Consider the following 17,622-nt stretch of genomic DNA (forward strand, 5'->3'; position numbering starts at 1 on the left):
CGCAGGAGTCCGCCCGGAGGATCGCCGTCGGTCCACGTCAGGCCCGCGACACGTCGAGGTCGTCGTAGAGCTGGCGGGCCCGCAACGCCATCAGGATGTCGACCCGCGTCAGCTCCGCCGAGCCGTCGAGGCCCAGCAGGTCGCAGATGCGGCGGACCCGATAGGTCACGGTGTTCTCGTGGACCTGCAGCTCGCCGGCGGTCGCGCGGGTGGAGAGTCCGCACCGCAGGAAGGTGCGCAGCGTCTCCAGCAGGTCGCCCTTGTCGATCGGGCCGAGCACCGAGGCGGCCATCTGGGCCGCCATGCCGCGGTTCTCGACGATGAGGACCTCAGGGATGACCTGCTCGAAGCGGGTCAGCCGCTCGCCGAGTCGCCGACCAACCTCCAGCGCGGCGACGGCCTCGCGCAGGGAGCCGGCGGCCTCGTTGAACCGCGCCCGCCGCATGCCCAGCCCGACGGCGCTGCTGGCGGGGACGCCGGGGTCTGCCAGCGCCCGGTCGAGGACGTCGTCGATCCGCTCGACGTCGGCCGTGACGAGGATCGTGCAGCCCTGGTGGCCACCGATCAGGATCGGCCCGTCGACCCGGGACCGGAGGCGGTCGACGAGCGCCTGTCGCGCGCGGGCGACCAGCGGCCCGTCCTGGGGGTCGACGGACAGGGCGATCACCCGGTGCGGCTGGTGCACGCGGACGCCCGCCGTACTCGCCAGTCGGTCCAGATGGGCGGGATCGAGTGCCTCGGCGCCGGCCAGCCGCGACACCAGATCGACGCTGAGTCGGCTGAACGGCGGGTGGAGCTCGCCGGCGACCTCGCGGTAGGCGGTGGTCGTGGCGCCGACCATCGCGTCGATCACGACCCCGACCCGACGGACGACCTCCTGGATGTCGGACGTCGGCAGCGGGGTCGAGCTGGTCAGCAGCCGGGAGAGCATCATCCGCTCGGAGTTGCGCCACGAGCCGACCAGGCTCTCCATCGGCACGCCCTGGATGGCCCGCCGCTCGGCGATCCGGCGCGCCGGCTCCAGCTCGGACTCGTCCGGCAGCCGGTCCTCGGCGATGGCGAGCAGCATGGACCGGGTGCCCGCCGTGATGGCGCTCGCGACCTCGGTGCGGTCGAGGGCGCCGAGCTCATAGCCCGGCAGCTTCTCCCAGGCCGCATCGGTCAGGTGCTCGGCGATCTGGAGGTCCTGGGTCAGCAGTTCCTGCGCCCGTTGTGTGATATCCACAGACCCGCTCTCGACATCTTCCCCACGATCCACGTATCGCCTCTCGATGCTATCGCCCATGATCGACGTCGGGGCGCCCGGCCATCGCCGGCGCCGGCGGGTCACACCCGACCGAGTCCCCGACCCATCCCCACGACCGAGGAAGCCGACCCCCATGCCGACTCCCCAGCCCACCGTCAGCGACGCCGCTCCGGCCGCTGTCGGTCCCTACGTCCACGCCGTCCGCCACGGCGACGTCCTCTACTGCTCGGGGTCGCTTCCCCTCGACCCCGCCACGGGCGAGCTCGACAACGCGGACCTCGCGGCCGAGACCCGGCGTTCGCTCGCCAACCTCGAGGCCGTGTGCGCGAGCGCCGGGACCAGCCTGGACCGCGCACTGCGGATGACGATCTACACCACGCGGCTCGACGGCTTCGCGGAGATCAACGAGGCCTATGCCGCCGGGTTCCCCGGCAACGTGCCGGCCCGGACGACGGTGGGCGTGGCCGCGCTGCCCAAGGACGCGCGGGTCGAGATCGACGCCATCGTCGCGATCGGCGCCGGCGATGAGTGAGGTCGTCGCCGTCCTCGGTGGGACCGGCGCGCTGGGCTACGGGCTCGCCGTGCGCCTGGCCGACGCGGGGTTCGCGGTCGCCCTCGGATCGCGCGACGCCACGCGGGCCGAGGCCGCCGCCGAGCGCCTGACCCAGCAGCTGCCCTCGGCGACGGTGTACGGCGTGGCCAACGAGGAGGCGGTACGACGCGCCGACCGGCTGGTCGTGCTCTCCGTCCCCCTTGCCAGCCAGATCGCCACCATCGCGTCGGTCGCCGCCGAGCTGGTGCCCGGCAAGGTCCTGCTCGACGCCACGGTTCCTCTCGCGCCGGCCATCGGCGGCCGTCCGACCCAGGTGGTCGGTGTCTGGGCGGGCTCGGCGGGCCAGCAGGCGGCTGCCGCCGCGCCCGCGGGCGTCGACGTGGTCTCCGGCCTGCACACCCTCAGCGCCGTCGTCCTCGAGGACCTCGGGAGCCCGCTCGACCAGGACACGCTGATCTGCGGTGACACCAAGGCGGCCAAGGAGGTCGTGCGCGAGATCATCGGAGCCATCGACGGCCTGCGGGTCGTCGACGCCGGGAAGCTGGAGGCCAGCCGCCTCGTCGAGTGCCTGACCCCGCTGCTGATCGGCATCAATATCCGGAACCGGACCCATGCGGGCCTACGGATCATCGGGCTGCCCTGAGGTCCAGGTCGAGGTCCAGGTCCTGGTCCCGGTCAAGGAGCTCGACCGGGCCAAGTCCCGACTCGACGTAACGGAGGAGGCGCGGCGGGAGCTTGCCCTGGGCTTCGTCCTCGACACGATCGCGACGGTGCTGCGCTGTGCCGCCGTTGGTGAGGTCGTGGTCGGCACCCGGGACGCGTACGTCGCCGCCCGGGTCGCCGATCTCGGCGCCCGGGTCGTCGTACCGCCGGCGCCGGGGGACCTGAACGGCGACATCGCCTGGGCCCTCGGCCGCCTGGCGCCCGGACGACCGACGGCGGTGCTGGTGTCGGACCTGCCCGCGATGTCGGTGGCCGACCTCGACGAGGCCCTCGCCCGCGCTCGGCGGCGGGGCATCCCGCGCCGGGTCGCGGACCTCGACGGCACCGGCACCACCCTGCTGACCGCCCCCGACCATCGGATCGAGCCGCGGTTCGGCAGCGGCTCGGCCGCCCGGCACCGCGCGGCCGGCATGGAGCCGCTCGGCGACGACCTCGCCGGGCTGCGCTGCGACGTCGACGACATGCAGTCCCTGCGCCAGGCGGTCCGCCTCGGCGTAGGCCCCCACACGGCCGCGGTGCTCAGCAGCACCGCGCCGGACCTGCTCCGTGACGACAGTGTCGTCGGAGCATCGACAGGCACGACAGGAAGGTGAGTCACCCGTGAGCACGGAGACCCCCGAGACGCCCACTCCCCAGCAGGTTCGTCGTGCGTTGGCCCGGGCGGAGCGTGGTGCCGCCCTCGATCCCGCGGAGGCGGCGGTGTTGTTGGCCGCGGTCGGTGGTGATCTGGATCGGTTGTGTGTTGCGGCGGGTCGGGTGCGTGATGCGGGTCTGGTCGCTGCTGGCCGTCCTGGTGCGGTGACGTTCTCGCCGAAGGTGTTCATCCCGATCACCCGGTTGTGTCGAGATCGGTGTCATTACTGCACGTTCGTGGAGACTCCGACCCAGGGGGTCCGGGAGGGGCGGGCGCCGTACCTGTCGCCGGACGAGATCCTCGCGATCGCCCGCCAGGGTGCCGAGCTCGGTTGCCTGGAGGCGTTGTTCACCCTGGGTGACCGGCCCGAGGACCGGTGGCCGCAGGCGCGGGCGTGGTTGGACGAGCAGGGCTATGACTCCACGATCGCGTATGTGCGGGCGATGGCGATCCGGGTCCTCGAAGAGACCGGTCTGCTGCCGCACCTGAACCCGGGTGTGATGTCGTGGGAGGAGTTGAATCGGCTCAAGGCGGTGTCGCCGTCGATGGGGATGATGCTGGAGACCACCTCGTCCCGGTTGTACGAGACGAAGGGTCTGGCGCACTACGGGTCGCCGGACAAGGACCCGGTGGTGCGGTTGCGGACCCTGGAGGACGCGGGCCGGTTGGGGATCCCGTTCACGACGGGTCTGTTGGTCGGGATCGGGGAGAGCCTGGCCGAGCGGGCCGAGACGATCTTCGCGCTCAGGAGGGTCTCCCGCGCCTACGGGGCGGTCCAAGAGGTGATCGTGCAGAACTTCCGCGCGAAGCCCGACACCGCGATGCGTCATGTCGATGATCTGGACCTGAGCGAGTATCGGGCGGCGATCGCGGTGACCCGGATCGTGCTCGGGCCCAAGGCGCGGATCCAGGCACCCCCGAACCTGGTCGACCTGAACGAATGCCGTGCGTTGCTGGAGGCCGGGGTTGATGACTGGGGTGGGGTGTCGCCGCTGACGCCGGATCATGTGAACCCCGAACGGCCGTGGCCCTCGCTGGAGCGGCTCCGGTCGATCACCGAGCAGTGCGGGTTCGACCTCAAGGCCCGCCTGACGGTGCATCCGGAGTACGTCACCGGTGCGTTGGGTCGGGGTGAGGCGTGGATCGACCCGCGGCTGCACGCCCACGTCGCCGCGCTCGCGGGCCCGGACGGGCTGGCGGTCCCCGAGGTCCGCCCGGTCGGGCTGGCGTGGCAGGAGCCCGACGGCGGGTTCGACGCCGACCACGGACGCGGCCGGACCGATCTGCACGAAGCAGTGGACACCGAAGGCCGGAGCGAGGATCGGCGCTCCGATTTCGCCTCGGTGTACGGCGACTGGGCCACCGTCGGCGAGGCCGCCGCGATCACCAGCCGGCTCGACGGGCTGAGCGATGGTGCTCCGGCGGTGTTGCACGCCGAGGGTGGTGACGCGCTGCGGGCCGCGGAGGCCGATCCCGGGAACCTGTCCGACGAGCATGCGCTCACCCTGATGACCGCGGAGGGGGACCTGCTCCGTCAGGTCATCGGGTTGGCCGACGAGCTGCGCAAGGAGGTCGTGGGGGAGGTGGTGACGTATGTGGTGAACCGGAACATCAACTTCACCAACGTCTGCTACGTCGGGTGCCGGTTCTGTGCGTTCGCGCAACGCCGCACCGACGCCGACGCCTACTCCCTGTCCTACACCGAGGTCGCTGATCGGGCCCAGGAGGCCTGGGACCTCGGCGCGACCGAGGTGTGCATGCAGGGCGGGATCGACCCCGAACTCCCCGCCACCGCCTACTTCGACATCGCCGCCGCGGTCAAACAACGCGTGCCCGGCATGCATGTCCACGCGTTCTCACCGATGGAGGTCGTCAACGGGACCGCCCGCACCGGCCTGAGTATCGAGGACTTCCTCATCAAAGCCCGTGAATCAGGGCTCGGCTCCCTGCCAGGTACGGCCGCGGAGATCCTCGACGACGAGGTCCGCTGGGTCCTGACCAAGGGCAAGCTGCCCACCTCGACCTGGATCGACATCGTCACGACCGCCCACCGCATCGGACTCCCCACCACGTCCACGATGATGTACGGCCACGTCGACAACCCCCGCCATTGGGTCACCCATCTCAATGTCTTGAAGGGCATCCAAGACACCGCGGTCGCCAACGGCAGCAGTGGGTTCACCGAGTTCGTACCCCTGCCGTTCGTCCACACCTCCGCACCGATCTACCTCGCCGGCCTCGCCCGACCCGGACCGACCCTGCGCGACAACCTCGCCGTGCACGCGATGGCGCGGATCCTGCTCCACGGCCGGATCTCCAACATCCAGACCTCCTGGGTCAAACTCGGCATCGAAGGCACCCGAGCCATGCTCCAAGCCGGCGCCAACGACCTCGGCGGGACCCTCATGGAAGAGACCATCTCCCGCATGGCCGGCTCCGAACACGGCTCCGCCAAAACCGTGACCGAGCTCGTCGAGATCGGCGCCGGGATCAACCGACCCGTCCACGAACGCACCACCCTCTACACCCCACCACCCCTCCGTCAGACCAGCTGACGGCGATGTCGGCGTTCGCTCACTTCCGTAGATGTCGGCGAACGCCTACACTGGGCGATGTCGGCGAACGATCACGTCCGTTGGTTGGAGGATCGCTGTGCATGCTCACACCGTCCGCGATCTCGGTGCGCTCGTGCGCGCGGAGCGACACCGCCAGGCTCTCACTCAGGCTGAGCTCGCCGACAGGATCGGGGTCAGTCGCGAATGGGTCGTGCGACTCGAGGCGGGGCACCCTCGGCTGGAGGCTCAGCGGGTGCTCGATGCACTTGCGGTCCTCGGCCTCGTGCTCCACGTCGTATCCGACGCTGCGGGCGCACGAGCCGCCCCGCGTCCGGTCGGGGACGGCGAGTCGATCCCCGAGAAGGCTGGAACCACAGCTGAGAAGGTGGCCAAGGCCGTGCCCGGGACGACGGGAGAGGATCCGTTCGAGGCGCTGTTCTCGAAGAGGAGACGCTGATGGCAGGGCCCCGGCGACTGCACGTCTTCCTGGATGGCGCGATGATCGGTCACGTCGAGCAGTCCCCGCACGGACAGCTCTCGTTCGTCTACGACGAGGAGTATCGACGGGCCGGTGACGCGACTCCTCTGTCGTTGTCCATGCCCCTGGCCAAGGCCAGGCACGGCAACAAGCCGGTGCGCGCCTACCTCGACGGACTGCTGCCCGACTCGCCGCCCGCGCGCGAGCGGTGGGCGCGTCAATACGGTGTCTCCGCCACCAACCCCTTCGCGCTTCTCGCTCACGTCGGCCGAGATGCCGCCGGGGCCGTGCAGATCCTGCCTCCTGACGCAGATTCGTCCGACGCTGCCACGCGCACCGGTGACATCGAATGGCTTGGCGCCGATGACTTCGCGTCGATGGCGCGCGATCTCGCCGAGCACGGCGCGGACTGGGACCCTGGCCGTTTCGGCGGCCGCTGGAGCCTGGCCGGCGCCCAACCGAAGATGGCTCTCTTCCGCGACCCGACCACCGGTGCGTGGGGCATCCCGCGCGACTCGACGCCCACCAACTGCATTGTGAAGCCGTCGCTGCGCGAGTTCGAGCGCCATCACGTCAACGAGGCCCTGTGTCTCCGGGCTGCGGAGGAGGCGGGGCTCTTGGCGGCCGAGGTGGATCTCGTTGAGATCGCCGACGTTCAGGCCATCGTCTCCTACCGCTACGACCGCGCCGAGGAGGCCGCCCCGGACGGCTCCCGTCGTTGGGTTCGCGTTCACCAGGAAGACCTCTGCCAGGCGCTGGCGATCCATCCGAGCCTCAAGTACCAGTCCGATGGCGGCCCCGGCGTCGCCGACATCGGCGAACTGCTCCAGCGGTTGCCGATCGGCGACCGAACCATCTCGGCCGAGAGGTTCTTCAAAGGGCTGGCATTCAACGTCCTCATCGCCGGCACCGACGCCCATGCGAAGAACTACTCACTCGTGCTCATGGGGGCGCGAGCGCAGATCGCGCCCCTGTACGACGTAGCCTCGGCTGCCTGCTACGACCAGTACGAGCGGTTGAGGTCGCCGATGAAAGTCGGTGAGCACTGGAAGCTCCTCGACATCGGCAGCGATGACTGGAAGCGAGCCGCCCGGCAGGTGGGTGTCCCGACAGCCCGGGCGACCGGGTGGGTCGAGGAGCTTCGCGGCGAGCTGCCGGCCGCGTTCGAGCGCGCAGCGTCATCGCTTCCCGCCGAGGTTCGCGACGACGCTCACCGCATGGTCGAGCGCATCGTCGAGCACATTGAGGGCACCTGGCGGCCCGACCTGGGCCGCGATCCGCGCTACCTGATCGACTAGAGCACATCGCAGCACGGGCGGATCTCGGTTCGAAAAACAAAACAGTTGACCTTGAAGAACAAATGAGTTTACTCTCAAGTGTGACGGCGGCCACGCTCCGGATCCGAGCGGATCCACGGAGCCGGCGGCACCGAGAGAGAAGGAACTTGCGTGAGGTCAACAGCAGAGGGTGTGGACGGACTCGGCGGGGCACCGGCCGATGCCGCGACGGCCGCCGAGGGAGAGGTGACCGAGGAGGCCGCGCTCGCGCTCGATCGGGCCGATGCCGGCACGCACCGCCGTGATGCCTTCCTGATCCCGCCGGCACTGCACCACCCGAGCGGCGAGGTCGCCTACTTCGCGGGCAACTCCCTGGGCCTGCAGCCGCGCGCCGTGGCGCAGATCCTCCAGGAGGAGCTGGAGGACTGGGCCCGGTACGCCGTGCGCGGCCACGAGGTCGCCCGCCGTCCCTGGGTCGAGTACGGCGACCTGGCGCGAGCCTCCTTCGGGCGGCTGGTCGGTGCCGAGCCCGCCGAGGTCGTCGCGATGAACTCGCTGACGGTCAACCTGCACCTGCTGATGATCAGCTTCTACCGGCCGACGGAGGAGCGCTTCCAGATCCTCATCGAGGACACCGCCTTCCCCTCGGACCTGTACGCCGTGCGCAGCCAGGCCGCGCACCACGGGTTCGACCCGGACGTCGCGGTGGTCCGGCTGCGGACCGACCAGGTCCTCGACCACCTGGCCCGCGAGGGCGACAAGGTCGCGCTGCTCATGCTCGGCGGGGTCAACTACCTGACCGGTGAGCTGCTGGACATCCCCACGATCACCGCCGCCGGTCACGCGGCCGGCGCGGTCGTGGGCTGGGACCTCGCCCACGCGGCGGGCAACGCCCTCCTCGAGCTGCACGACTGGGACGTCGACTTCGCCGCCTGGTGCACCTACAAGTACCTCAACGCAGGCCCCGGCGCGGTCGCCGGCGCCTTCGTGCACGCCCGGCACCACGGGCGCGACGACCTCGACCGCTTCCACGGCTGGTGGAGCAACGACGCCGGCACCCGGTTCCGGATGCCGGTCGACCTCGACCCCGCGGTCGGCGCGGCGGTGTGGCAGATCTCCAATCCGCCGGTGCTGGCCCTCGCTCCGGTCGTGCGCTCCCTCGAGCTCTTCGACGAGGTCGGGATGCCCGCCCTGCGCGAGCGGTCGGTCCGCCTGGTGGCGCACCTCGAGCAGACCCTGCTGCGCCTGGCCGAGACGCGGCCGCTGGAGATCCTCACGCCGAGCGACCCCGCACGGCGCGGCAACCAGCTCTCGGTCCGGATCCGCGGTGTCGACTCGGCCGCGCTCGTCGACCGGCTCGTCGAATACGACGTCGTGTGCGACTCGCGCCCGCCCGACGTCGTCCGCGTCGCCTGCCCCCCGCTCTACAGCAGCCACCACGACGTGTGGCGGCTCGGCCAGGCTCTCGAAGCCGCTCTCGACGAGGAGATCCGATGAGCACCGCCGACCAGGGCGTCTGCCCCGTCCACGTGCCCGAGGGCCGCGACATCGAGGTCGTCGACGCGGACGAGCGCGCCGCGATGGCCGCCTCGACCGGCGGTCAGCCGCTGCTCGACTTCGAGGGCCGGAGCACGCCGTACGTCGACTACGAGAGCATCGACGTCCTGCTGAACCTGCAGCACCCGCGCAGCGGCACCCACGACGAGATGGCCTTCTACATCATGGGCCAGGTCAAGGAGCTGCTCTTCAAGCTCATGCACCACGAGCTGGTCGAGATCCAGCGACTCGTGCGCGCCGACGACCTGCCCGGCGCCTTCGACGGGTTCCGGCGGGTGGCGCCGATCCAGGACCAGCTCACGTCGGCCTGGAACGTGCTCGCGACGCTGACGCCCAACGAGTTCAACGCCTTCCGCGACCACCTCGGCCGCGCCTCGGGCTTCCAGTCCTATATGTACCGCCACCTGGAGTTCATCCTCGGCAACAAGGTCACCTCACTGCTGCGCCCGCACCAGGGCGTCACCTCGGTCTACCCCGGGCTGAAGGAGGCCTGCGAGGCGCCGAGCCTGTACGACGACGTGATCGCGCTGCTCGCGCGCCGCGGCCTGGCCATCGATGCCCGGGCCCTGGACCGCGACTGGAGCGAGCGCTACGTGCCCGACGACTCGGTCGAGGACGCCTGGCTGGAGGTCTACCGCGACCCGCGCCCCGACAACGACCTCTACGTCCTCGGCGAGCACCTGATGGACGTCGCCGACCGCTACAAGCAGTGGCGCTACCGGCACCTCATCGGCGTCGAGCGGATCCTCGGCTCCAAGCCGGGGACCGGCGGCACCGATGGCGTCGGCTGGCTGCGCTCCATCGTGCGGCACGAGTTCTTCCCCGAGCTGTGGGCGGTCCGGACCCGGCTCTGAGCCGGCGCTGACCGCCCCGTCACCCCTTCCCGCAGCGCCCTTCTCGGAAGCGTTCCACCTCACCGGTTCCATCCGTCTGAAGAGAGTGAGTCACCCATGCCCAGAATCCGAGCAACCTCGCGGAGCATCGTCGCTGTCGGCGTCGCCGTCGCCGTCGCCGCGCTGTCGACCGCTGCCTGCGGGGGCGGTTCGAGCTCCGGATCCACGACGTCGGACGACGGCGTCCTCCGCTTCGCGACCTTCACCGTGCCGGACACCTTCGATCCCGTGAAGCGCAACTCCGGCACGTCCGGGCTGAACTTCCTGTTCCCCGTGTACGACGCGCTGATCCGCACCAACGCCGACGGCTCGCTCGCCCCGGGGCTGGCCACCGAGTGGAAGCTCCAGCAGGACGGGCTGCTCCTCACCCTGCGCGAGGGCGTGACGTTCAGCGACGGCGAGGCCTTCGACGCTGCCGCGGCGGCGGGCAACATCGAGCGCTGCCGGGCCGCGGGCGGCGGCTGCGCGGCCACCCTCGACCAGGTCACCGGCACCGAGGTGATCGACCCGCAGACCCTGCTGGTGACGACCGACGGCCCCGCGCCGTCGCTGCCGTTCGCGCTGACCACCGGCGCCGGCATGATGGTCAGCCCCGCCGCCTTCGACTCGCCGGACCTCGGTCGGCTGCCGGTCGGCGCGGGTGCCTACGTCCTCGACGAGAAGGCGACCGTCGCCGGCTCCACCTGGGTCTACACGAAGAACCCGGACTACTGGGACCCTGAGGCCCAGACGCTCGACCGGATCGAGCTGGTCGTCATCGACTCCAGCCAGCAGCGGGTCGCCGCGATGCGCACCGGGCAGGTCGACGCCTCCATGATCGGCGACGCCGAGGAGCGCGACAGCTACGAGCAGGCCGGCTTCGACACCACGGTCGCCGAGGGCGGCGACGCCAAGGGCATCCTGGTCGTCGACCCGACCGGACCGTTCGCGGACCAGCGGGTCCGCCAGGCCGTGGGCTACGCACTCGACCGCGAGGCGCTGACCGGTACGCCGGCCCGCAAGGACATGTCGACGCCGTCGACCCAGCTCTTCGCGCCCGGCAGCGTCGGCAACGTCGACGCCCCGGCCTTCGCCTACGAGTACGACCCGGAGAAGGCCAAGGCGCTGCTCGCCGAGGCCGGCGTCGGCAAGCCCAAGCTGGTGCTGCCCGCCAACCCCGGTCCGCTCAACAAGAGTGAGACCGAGGCGGTCGCCGGCATGCTCAACGCCGTCGGCTTCGACGCGTCGGTCACCCAGCCGCCGCCGCAGAACGTGACCCGCGAGATGTTCTCGGGCACCTACCCGCTGGCGTACACCCCCGTCTTCGTGCCGGACGCGGCCTCGCTGGCCGGCTCGCTCGACCCCGAGGGCGGCTTCATGAACCCGGGCGGCCACGAGCTGGGCGAGGCGAACAAGCTGGCCGACGAGGCCGCGAACGCCGCCGTCGACGACCCGGAGCGGTCGGCCGAGCTCTTCGGCGACATGATGGCGACGCTCGCCGAGGACGGCTACGTCATCCCGGTCTACTGGAGCCCGACCGGCGTCGCGTTCAACGACGACGTGCACGGACTCGTGCCGTGGGCCGGCGCCTTCATGGGCCCGCCGTTCTACGGCGTCACGGTGGGCGGCAAGTAGGTCATGCGCTCAGCGATCCTCGCGCGGCTCGCCGCGCTGCCCCTCGTGGTCCTGGCCCTGTCCGCGCTGGTCTTCTTCCTGGTCGCCCTGGTGCCGGGGGACGTGGCGACGACGTTCGCCGGCCCCCAGGCCACGGCGGATCAGGTCGAGCAGCTCCGGCGCGACCTCGGCCTGGACCAGCCCGTGCTCGGACAGTACGTCGCCTGGCTGACCGACGCCGTACGCGGTGACCTCGGTCGCTCGCTGGCCAACGGCACACCGGTCGGCGAGATGCTGGCGGCCCGTCTGCCGGTGACCCTGTCACTGACGATCGCGGGCACGGTGGCGGCAGTGCTGATCGGCGTGCCCGCGGGGATCGCGGCCGGACTGAGGCCCGGCGGCCTGCTCGACCGGCTGGTCACCGGCCTGTCGGCGATCGGCGTCGCGTTCCCGTCCTTCTGGCTGGGACTCCTGCTGGTCGGCCTGTTCGCCCTGCGCATCCCGGTGTTCCCGGCGACGGGCTATGTGTCCTTCGCCGAGAGCCCGACGCAGTGGCTGGCCCGGATCGTGCTCCCGGCGGTGGCGCTGGGCGTCACCCCGGCGGCCGTCCTGGCCCGGCAGATGCGCAGCTCCCTGGTGGAGGTGATGGGCAGCGCCTACGTCCGCACCGCGCGGGCCAAGGGCGTCCCGGCCGGCGCGATCGTGCGCCGACATGCGCTGCGCAACGCCGCCGGCCCGATGGTCACCCAGCTCGGCTTCTGGGTCACGATCATGCTCGGCACGTCGCTGATCGTGGAGCAGGTCTTCTCGCTGCCGGGCATCGGCGGCGCCATGGCCCACGCCATCATGCAGGGCGACACGCCCGTGCTGCTCGGCCTGGCCGTGGTCCTCGTCGTCCTGGTCGTCGCGATCAACCTCGTCGTCGACCTCGTCCTGATGTGGCTGAACCCGAAGGCGAGGACGGCATGAGCACGACCGGCACGACGGGCTCCACCACCGGCTCCACCACCGCGACCACCGGCGCGTCGCCCACCGGCCCGGGAGCCGGACGCCCCGGCTGGGGCCGGGTGCCCTCCGCGGTCGCCGTGGCCGCGTCGCGGGGCCGGGTCTGGCGCCGCTACCGGGCCGACCGGACCGCGATGATCGCGTCCCTCTTCCTGCTGGCGATCGTGGTCGTCGGGGTGCTGGCACCCTGGCTGGCACCGCACGACCCGACCCAGCAGGACCTGGTCAACGCGTACGCCGGCCCGAGCGGGCAGCACTGGCTGGGCACCGACGAGCTCGGTCGCGACGAGCTGAGCCGGATGATCGACGCCACCCGGACCTCGCTGCTGGCGATCGGCGAGGCGATCGCCATCGCGTCCGCCCTCGGCATCCCGATCGGGCTGGCCGCCGGCTTCCTCGGCGGCTGGGTCGACCGGATCGTGATGCGGCTGACCGACCTGCTCTTCGCGCTGCCCGCGCTGGTGCTGGTGATGCTGGTCATCGCCATCTTCGGCACCGGTCTGGTGACCTCGATGGCCGCCCTCGGCGTCGTCTTCGCCACCGGCTTCGTCCGGGTCACCCGCAATGCGGTGCTCGCCGTGCGCTCGGCGACCTATGTCGAGGCAGCGCAGGTGATCGGGCTCTCCACCCCGACGATCATCGTGCGCCACGTCCTGCCCAACGCGCTCGGCCCGATCGTGGTCCAGGTGGTCACCCAGGCCGGTGTCGTGGTGACGGTCGAGGCGTCGTTGAGCTTCATCGGCCTCGGTGTCCAGCCGCCGCAGGCCAGCTGGGGAACCCTGCTCGCGACGGCGGCGACCAGCATCCACGCGGCCACCTCGCTGCTCATCGTCTGGCCCGGAGTCGCGATCGCGGTGACCGTCCTCGCCCTCAACCTGGTCGGCGACGGCCTGCTGTCGGCGATCCAGCCGGGCCGCGAGCGAGCCCGGCCGCGCCGTACCCGCCGAGCGGCCGTCGTCGCCACGCCCGCCCTCCCCGCCGGCGTGGTCACGCCACCGCCCGGCGACGGAGACGCGCTGTTGCACGTCGACCGGCTCACCGTCGGCGTGGGGACCGACGGACCGACCCTGGTCTCCGACGTGTCCTTCGCGATCCGGCCCGGCGAGGTCGTCGGCCTGGTCGGAGAGTCGGGCTGCGGGAAGTCGACCATCGCGCTGGCCCTGATGGGCCTGCTCGACGACCAGCGCCTGGTGACCGGCGGCTCGATCCGGCTCGGCGAACGCGAGCTGGTCGGCCTGCCCGAGCGGGAGTGGCAGGGGATCCGTGGCAGCGAGATCGCCATGGTCTTCCAGAATCCGCTCGCCAGTCTGAACCCGACGATGACCATCGGGGACCAGGTCGCCGAGCCCCTGCGGTTGGCGGGCACGAGCGCCAGAGCCGCGCGGGAGCAGGCGATCGCGCTGCTCGACCAGGTCGGCGTGACCGATCCGGCCCGGCGAGCGGGCCAGTACCCCCACATGCTGTCGGGCGGCATGGCCCAGCGCGCCATGATCGCGATGGCCGTCGCGGGTCGCCCGAAGCTGCTGATCGCGGACGAGCCGGTCACCGCGCTCGACGTACGGGTCCGCGAGCAGGTCCTCGACCTGCTCCTCGACCTGCGCGACGAGCTGGACCTGGCGGTCCTGCTGGTGACCCACGACCTCGGGGTCGTGGCGGACGCCTGCGACCGGACGGTCGTCGCGTACGCCGGCCAGGTGGTCGAGCAGGCGCCGGTCGAGGATCTCTTCGACCGCCCACTGCACCCGTACACGCACGGTCTGCTCGGGGCCCGGCCCACCCGGCTCGCCGTCGAGCGGCTGACGACGATCCCGGGCGCGGTGCCGCTGCCGGGCCGGTGGCCCGCGGGCTGCCGCTTCCAGCCCCGGTGCGCGCACGCCCACGACGCCTGCGCGCAGGGCCCGGTCGACCTCGCCCTCGTCACCGCCGAGCACGCGGCACGCTGCGTGATCTCCCAGGAGGCACCGTGGAACTGAACACCCCCGCGGCCGCCGTGCCGCTCGTCGACGTCCGCGACCTCGCCGTCGAGTTCAGCACCAGCGGCATCCCGCTGATCCGCCCCGCCTGGTCGGTGCGCGCGGTCCAGGACGTCAGCTTCACCATCGGCGCGGGCGAGACCGTCGGCATGGTCGGCGAGTCCGGCTCGGGCAAGTCGACCATCGGCCGGATCCTGCTCGGGCTCACCGCCCCCACCCGGGGTCGGGTCAGCTTCGACGGCCACGCGTACGCCGCCGGCGGGCGGCTGCCGCGCGAGCTCCGCAGCCAGATCCAGGCGGTCTTCCAGGACCCCGGCGGGTCGCTCAACCCGGTCCGCACGGTCGGCGACGCGATCGGCGAGCCGGTGCGGCTGCACCAGGGCCTGCGCGGCGCGGAGCGCGATCGCAAGGTCGCCGAGCTCCTGGAGCTGGTCGGCCTCGGCGGGAGCGACGCGCACCGCTACCCCGACGAGTTCTCGGGCGGGCAGCAGCAGCGGATCGCCATCGCCCGGGCCCTGGCCAGCCGGGCCCGGCTGATCGTGTGCGACGAGCCGGTCGCGGCCCTCGACGTGTCCACGCAGGCGCAGGTGATCAACCTGTTCGCCGACATCCAGGCCGAGCTCGGGGTCTCCTACCTGTTCATCGGTCACGACCTGGACGTGGTGGCGCACATCAGCGACCGGCTGGTCGTGCTCTACCGCGGCCGGATCGTCGAGGAGGGCCCCACCGAGCGGGTCTTCGGCCAGCCGGCGCATCCCTACACCCGGATGCTGCTCGACGCCACCCCGGTCGCCGACGCGCGACGCCAGCGGGCCCGGCGGGCCGCGCGGCGTGCGGCGGAGGCGGCCGCGGCGGACAGCGCGGTCACCGGGACCGACGGTGCCGCGGACGATCCGGCCGCGACGGCCGACCCGGGCTGCGCCTTCCGGGCCCGCTGCCCGGTCGCGATCGACATCTGCCGGACCGTGACCCCGCCGCTGGTCCCCGTTCCCGACGGCGGCGCGGCCGCCTGCCATCTCGTCCCCTCCGGCGCCACCGTGCCGGTGCTGACCACCACGAAGGGAACCTCGTCATGACCACCTCGGCCGCGACCGCCGTACCGACCGGAGCCGGATCGGCGCTGACGGGCGTGATGCTCGCCGACGCCCCCGGCGAGGTCGCGCTGGCCCGGGCCCGCGCCGCCGACCGGGCCGGGCTGGAGAGCTTCCACCTGGCCGACATCGGCATGGACGGCGACGACCAGTGGCCGCTGCTGGGTGCGCTCGCCTGCATCACCGAGCGGATCCGGCTCGGGCTGGTGACCAACCCCTACACGCGGCGGCCGGCCGTCACCGCGAACGCCGTGCGCACCCTGCACGAGCTCAGCGGAGGCCGGGCGTTCGTCTGCTTCGCCCGGGGTGGCGACCGGATCCTGGCCAGCCAGGGCGCGACCGCCGAGCGCCCGCTCACCGCGATCCGCGAGGCGATCGAGCTGACCCGCCGGATCTGTCCCGGCGCGACGACGTGGATCGCCACCAAGGGCCCGCAGACCATGGAGCTCGCGGCCCGGGTCGCCGACGGCGTCGTCCTGTCCGGCATCCCGCACGGCCTGCTGCCCGAGATCGTCGCCGGCCTGCGGCGCACGGCCGAGCGCCCGCTGCGGATCTCGCTGAGCATCCCGTACGGCGGCGGCGAGGAGGTCGCCGACGGCGGCCGGGCCCGGGTCGCCCTGGAGCTGGGCAACATGCGCCCGGAGTACCGCGAGGCCGCGGGCGTGCCCCTGGACCTGATCGAGCGGGTCAGCGCCGTGCTCTTCGGCGGCGGCACCCTCGACGAGGCAGCCCGGCTCGTCCCCGACGACGTCGTCCGGCGCTTCGCCCTGGTGGCGCCGCCGGACCAGGTGGCGGCCCGGCTCGCGCACCTGCGGACGTCCGCCGGTCTCGACGTCGTCGAGATCTCATCCTCCGCGCTGTTCACCGAGGACGGTACGGCGCGGATCCCCGAACTGATCAGCATGGAGGCACTGTGAGCACCACGAAGAAGATCCGGGTCGGCTGGATCCACCGCGCGACCCACGCGGAGTCGTCGAACGGCTGGCTGCGCGGCCACGAGCTCGGCCGCGCGGCCCTGGAGGCCGCTCTCGGCGACCGGGTGGACACCGAGGTCGTGGTCGGCGCCGGCCGGGGCGAGGGATTCGTCGCCGCGGCCCGCGACTTCGGCGAGCGCGGCTTCGACCTGGTCTTCGCCTGCGACAGCCGCGGCGGGCTCGAGGTGCTGCCGGTCGCCGCCGAGTACCCCGCGACCCGGTACATGCACAACCAGGGCGTGGACCTGGCCCCGAACTTCGGCACCTTCCGCGACGCGCGCGACGAGCACGCCTACGTCTCCGGCCTGCTCTGCGGCGGGATGAGCCGCTCCGGTCAGCTCGGCTGCATCGGCGGCGCCCCCGGCCCGACGGACCTGCAGATCGCCAATGCCTGGGCGCTCGGCGTGCGCGCCGCCAACCCCGACGCCGTCATCCACGACCGCTGGGTGGGCAGCTACTTCGCGGACGACCAGGTCGAGCGGGAGCGTGCGGCGGTGCTGGACCTGGTCGACCTCGGCGTCGACACCTTCGGCGGCACGCTGGTCGAGATGCCGACCATCACGGCGCTGGCCTCGGAGCTGGGTCTGTGGTCGATGGGCCGTGACCCCCGCTCGATCGACCAGCCGTCGGTCCTCGACGTCGCCTACGTCGACTGGGCCCCGTTCTACATCGCCGAGGCGCAGGCTGTGCTCGACGGGCGGTGGCGCGCCCGGCACGTCTACCTGCGGGCGCGCGACGGCGTCGTACGCAACTCGCCGCCGTCGTCGGTGGTGCCCGCGGAGGTGGCGGCGCGAGCGCTGGACGCCGCGGAGCGGCTGCGGGCGGGCACCCTCGACATCTGGCGCGGACCGATCAAGGACCACACCGGCCGGGTCCGGGTCCCCGCCGGCCAGACCCTCGCCGACGTGTACGACGGCCCGGCTCCCGAGCCCGACCTGCCGGCCGACGCGGCGTACCTCACCTCGGTGCAGGCGGCCTGGCTGGTCGAGGGCTTCGTCGGGACCGTCGATCCCGAGCAGGAGTGGCTCGCGGTGGCCGCGGAGACCCGTGCTCTCTGACCTGCCCGTGCC

15 protein-coding genes are annotated in these 17,622 nt (G+C 72.1%); 14 read left to right on the top strand and 1 reads right to left on the bottom strand.

All coding sequences use genetic code 11. The features are described from left to right. Window positions 1-37: 37 nt before the first annotated feature. A complete protein-coding gene (locus tag QJ852_01755; GenBank protein WGX97168.1) occupies window positions 38-1,225 on the bottom strand; it encodes a helix-turn-helix domain-containing protein in 1,188 nt (395 codons plus the stop codon). A gap of 154 nt (window positions 1,226-1,379) precedes the next feature. On the opposite strand from QJ852_01755, the gene QJ852_01760 reads away from it, so the two are divergent. From QJ852_01760 to QJ852_01825, 14 genes are all read left to right on the top strand, one after another. Continuing rightward, on the top strand, window positions 1,380-1,778 hold the full coding sequence (locus QJ852_01760; protein ID WGX97169.1) for a Rid family detoxifying hydrolase: 399 nt from the start codon (window positions 1,380-1,382) through the stop codon (window positions 1,776-1,778). After that, window positions 1,771-2,442 (top strand): NADPH-dependent F420 reductase, encoded by a 672-nt coding sequence (npdG, locus tag QJ852_01765; GenBank protein ID WGX97170.1) that lies wholly within the window; start codon window positions 1,771-1,773, stop codon window positions 2,440-2,442. The genes QJ852_01760 and npdG overlap by 8 nt, the downstream gene beginning before the upstream one ends. Beyond that, the gene (gene cofC, locus QJ852_01770) at window positions 2,411-3,115 is read left to right on the top strand and encodes a 2-phospho-L-lactate guanylyltransferase (protein ID WGX97171.1); all 705 of its coding nucleotides are present in this window, start codon (window positions 2,411-2,413) and stop codon (window positions 3,113-3,115) included. The genes npdG and cofC overlap by 32 nt, the downstream gene beginning before the upstream one ends. 7 nt (window positions 3,116-3,122) lie before the next feature. Beyond that, window positions 3,123-5,711 carry a bifunctional FO biosynthesis protein CofGH gene (locus QJ852_01775; protein WGX97172.1) on the top strand — a complete coding sequence of 863 codons (2,589 nt, stop codon included), beginning with the start codon at window positions 3,123-3,125 and terminating at the stop codon, window positions 5,709-5,711. A 31-nt stretch (window positions 5,712-5,742) separates the two neighbouring features. Then, a complete protein-coding gene (locus tag QJ852_01780; protein WGX97173.1) occupies window positions 5,743-6,168 on the top strand; it encodes a helix-turn-helix domain-containing protein in 426 nt (141 codons plus the stop codon). Continuing rightward, a complete protein-coding gene (locus QJ852_01785; GenBank protein WGX97174.1) occupies window positions 6,168-7,487 on the top strand; it encodes a type II toxin-antitoxin system HipA family toxin in 1,320 nt (439 codons plus the stop codon). The genes QJ852_01780 and QJ852_01785 overlap by 1 nt, the downstream gene beginning before the upstream one ends. 150 nt (window positions 7,488-7,637) lie before the next feature. Further along, the gene (kynU, locus tag QJ852_01790) at window positions 7,638-8,963 is read left to right on the top strand and encodes a kynureninase (protein WGX97175.1); all 1,326 of its coding nucleotides are present in this window, start codon (window positions 7,638-7,640) and stop codon (window positions 8,961-8,963) included. Next, the gene (locus tag QJ852_01795) at window positions 8,960-9,877 is read left to right on the top strand and encodes a tryptophan 2,3-dioxygenase family protein (GenBank protein WGX97176.1); all 918 of its coding nucleotides are present in this window, start codon (window positions 8,960-8,962) and stop codon (window positions 9,875-9,877) included. Before kynU ends, QJ852_01795 begins: the two co-directional genes overlap by 4 nt. A 96-nt stretch (window positions 9,878-9,973) precedes the next feature. Beyond that, entirely contained in the window at window positions 9,974-11,530 is a 1,557-nt protein-coding gene (locus tag QJ852_01800) for an ABC transporter substrate-binding protein (protein WGX97177.1), read from the top strand. Between the two features lie 3 nt (window positions 11,531-11,533). After that, a complete protein-coding gene (locus tag QJ852_01805) occupies window positions 11,534-12,478 on the top strand; it encodes an ABC transporter permease (protein WGX97178.1) in 945 nt (314 codons plus the stop codon). Beyond that, window positions 12,475-14,487, top strand: a complete 2,013-nt coding sequence (locus tag QJ852_01810; GenBank protein WGX97179.1) for a dipeptide/oligopeptide/nickel ABC transporter permease/ATP-binding protein — start codon at window positions 12,475-12,477, stop codon at window positions 14,485-14,487. Before QJ852_01805 ends, QJ852_01810 begins: the two co-directional genes overlap by 4 nt. After that, on the top strand, window positions 14,478-15,563 hold the full coding sequence (locus QJ852_01815; GenBank protein WGX97180.1) for an ATP-binding cassette domain-containing protein: 1,086 nt from the start codon (window positions 14,478-14,480) through the stop codon (window positions 15,561-15,563). The genes QJ852_01810 and QJ852_01815 overlap by 10 nt, the downstream gene beginning before the upstream one ends. Continuing rightward, window positions 15,560-16,495: an LLM class flavin-dependent oxidoreductase gene (locus tag QJ852_01820; GenBank protein ID WGX97181.1), complete on the top strand. Its 936-nt coding sequence runs from the start codon at window positions 15,560-15,562 to the stop codon at window positions 16,493-16,495. Before QJ852_01815 ends, QJ852_01820 begins: the two co-directional genes overlap by 4 nt. Continuing rightward, complete coding sequence (locus QJ852_01825) at window positions 16,492-17,610, top strand: BMP family ABC transporter substrate-binding protein (protein WGX97182.1); 1,119 nt, start codon at window positions 16,492-16,494, stop codon at window positions 17,608-17,610. The genes QJ852_01820 and QJ852_01825 overlap by 4 nt, the downstream gene beginning before the upstream one ends. The last annotated feature ends 12 nt before the right edge of the window (window positions 17,611-17,622 follow it).

The sequence above is a fragment of the Nocardioides sp. L-11A genome, from assembly GCA_029961745.1.
In the GTDB taxonomy this organism is placed as follows: domain Bacteria; phylum Actinomycetota; class Actinomycetes; order Propionibacteriales; family Nocardioidaceae; genus Nocardioides.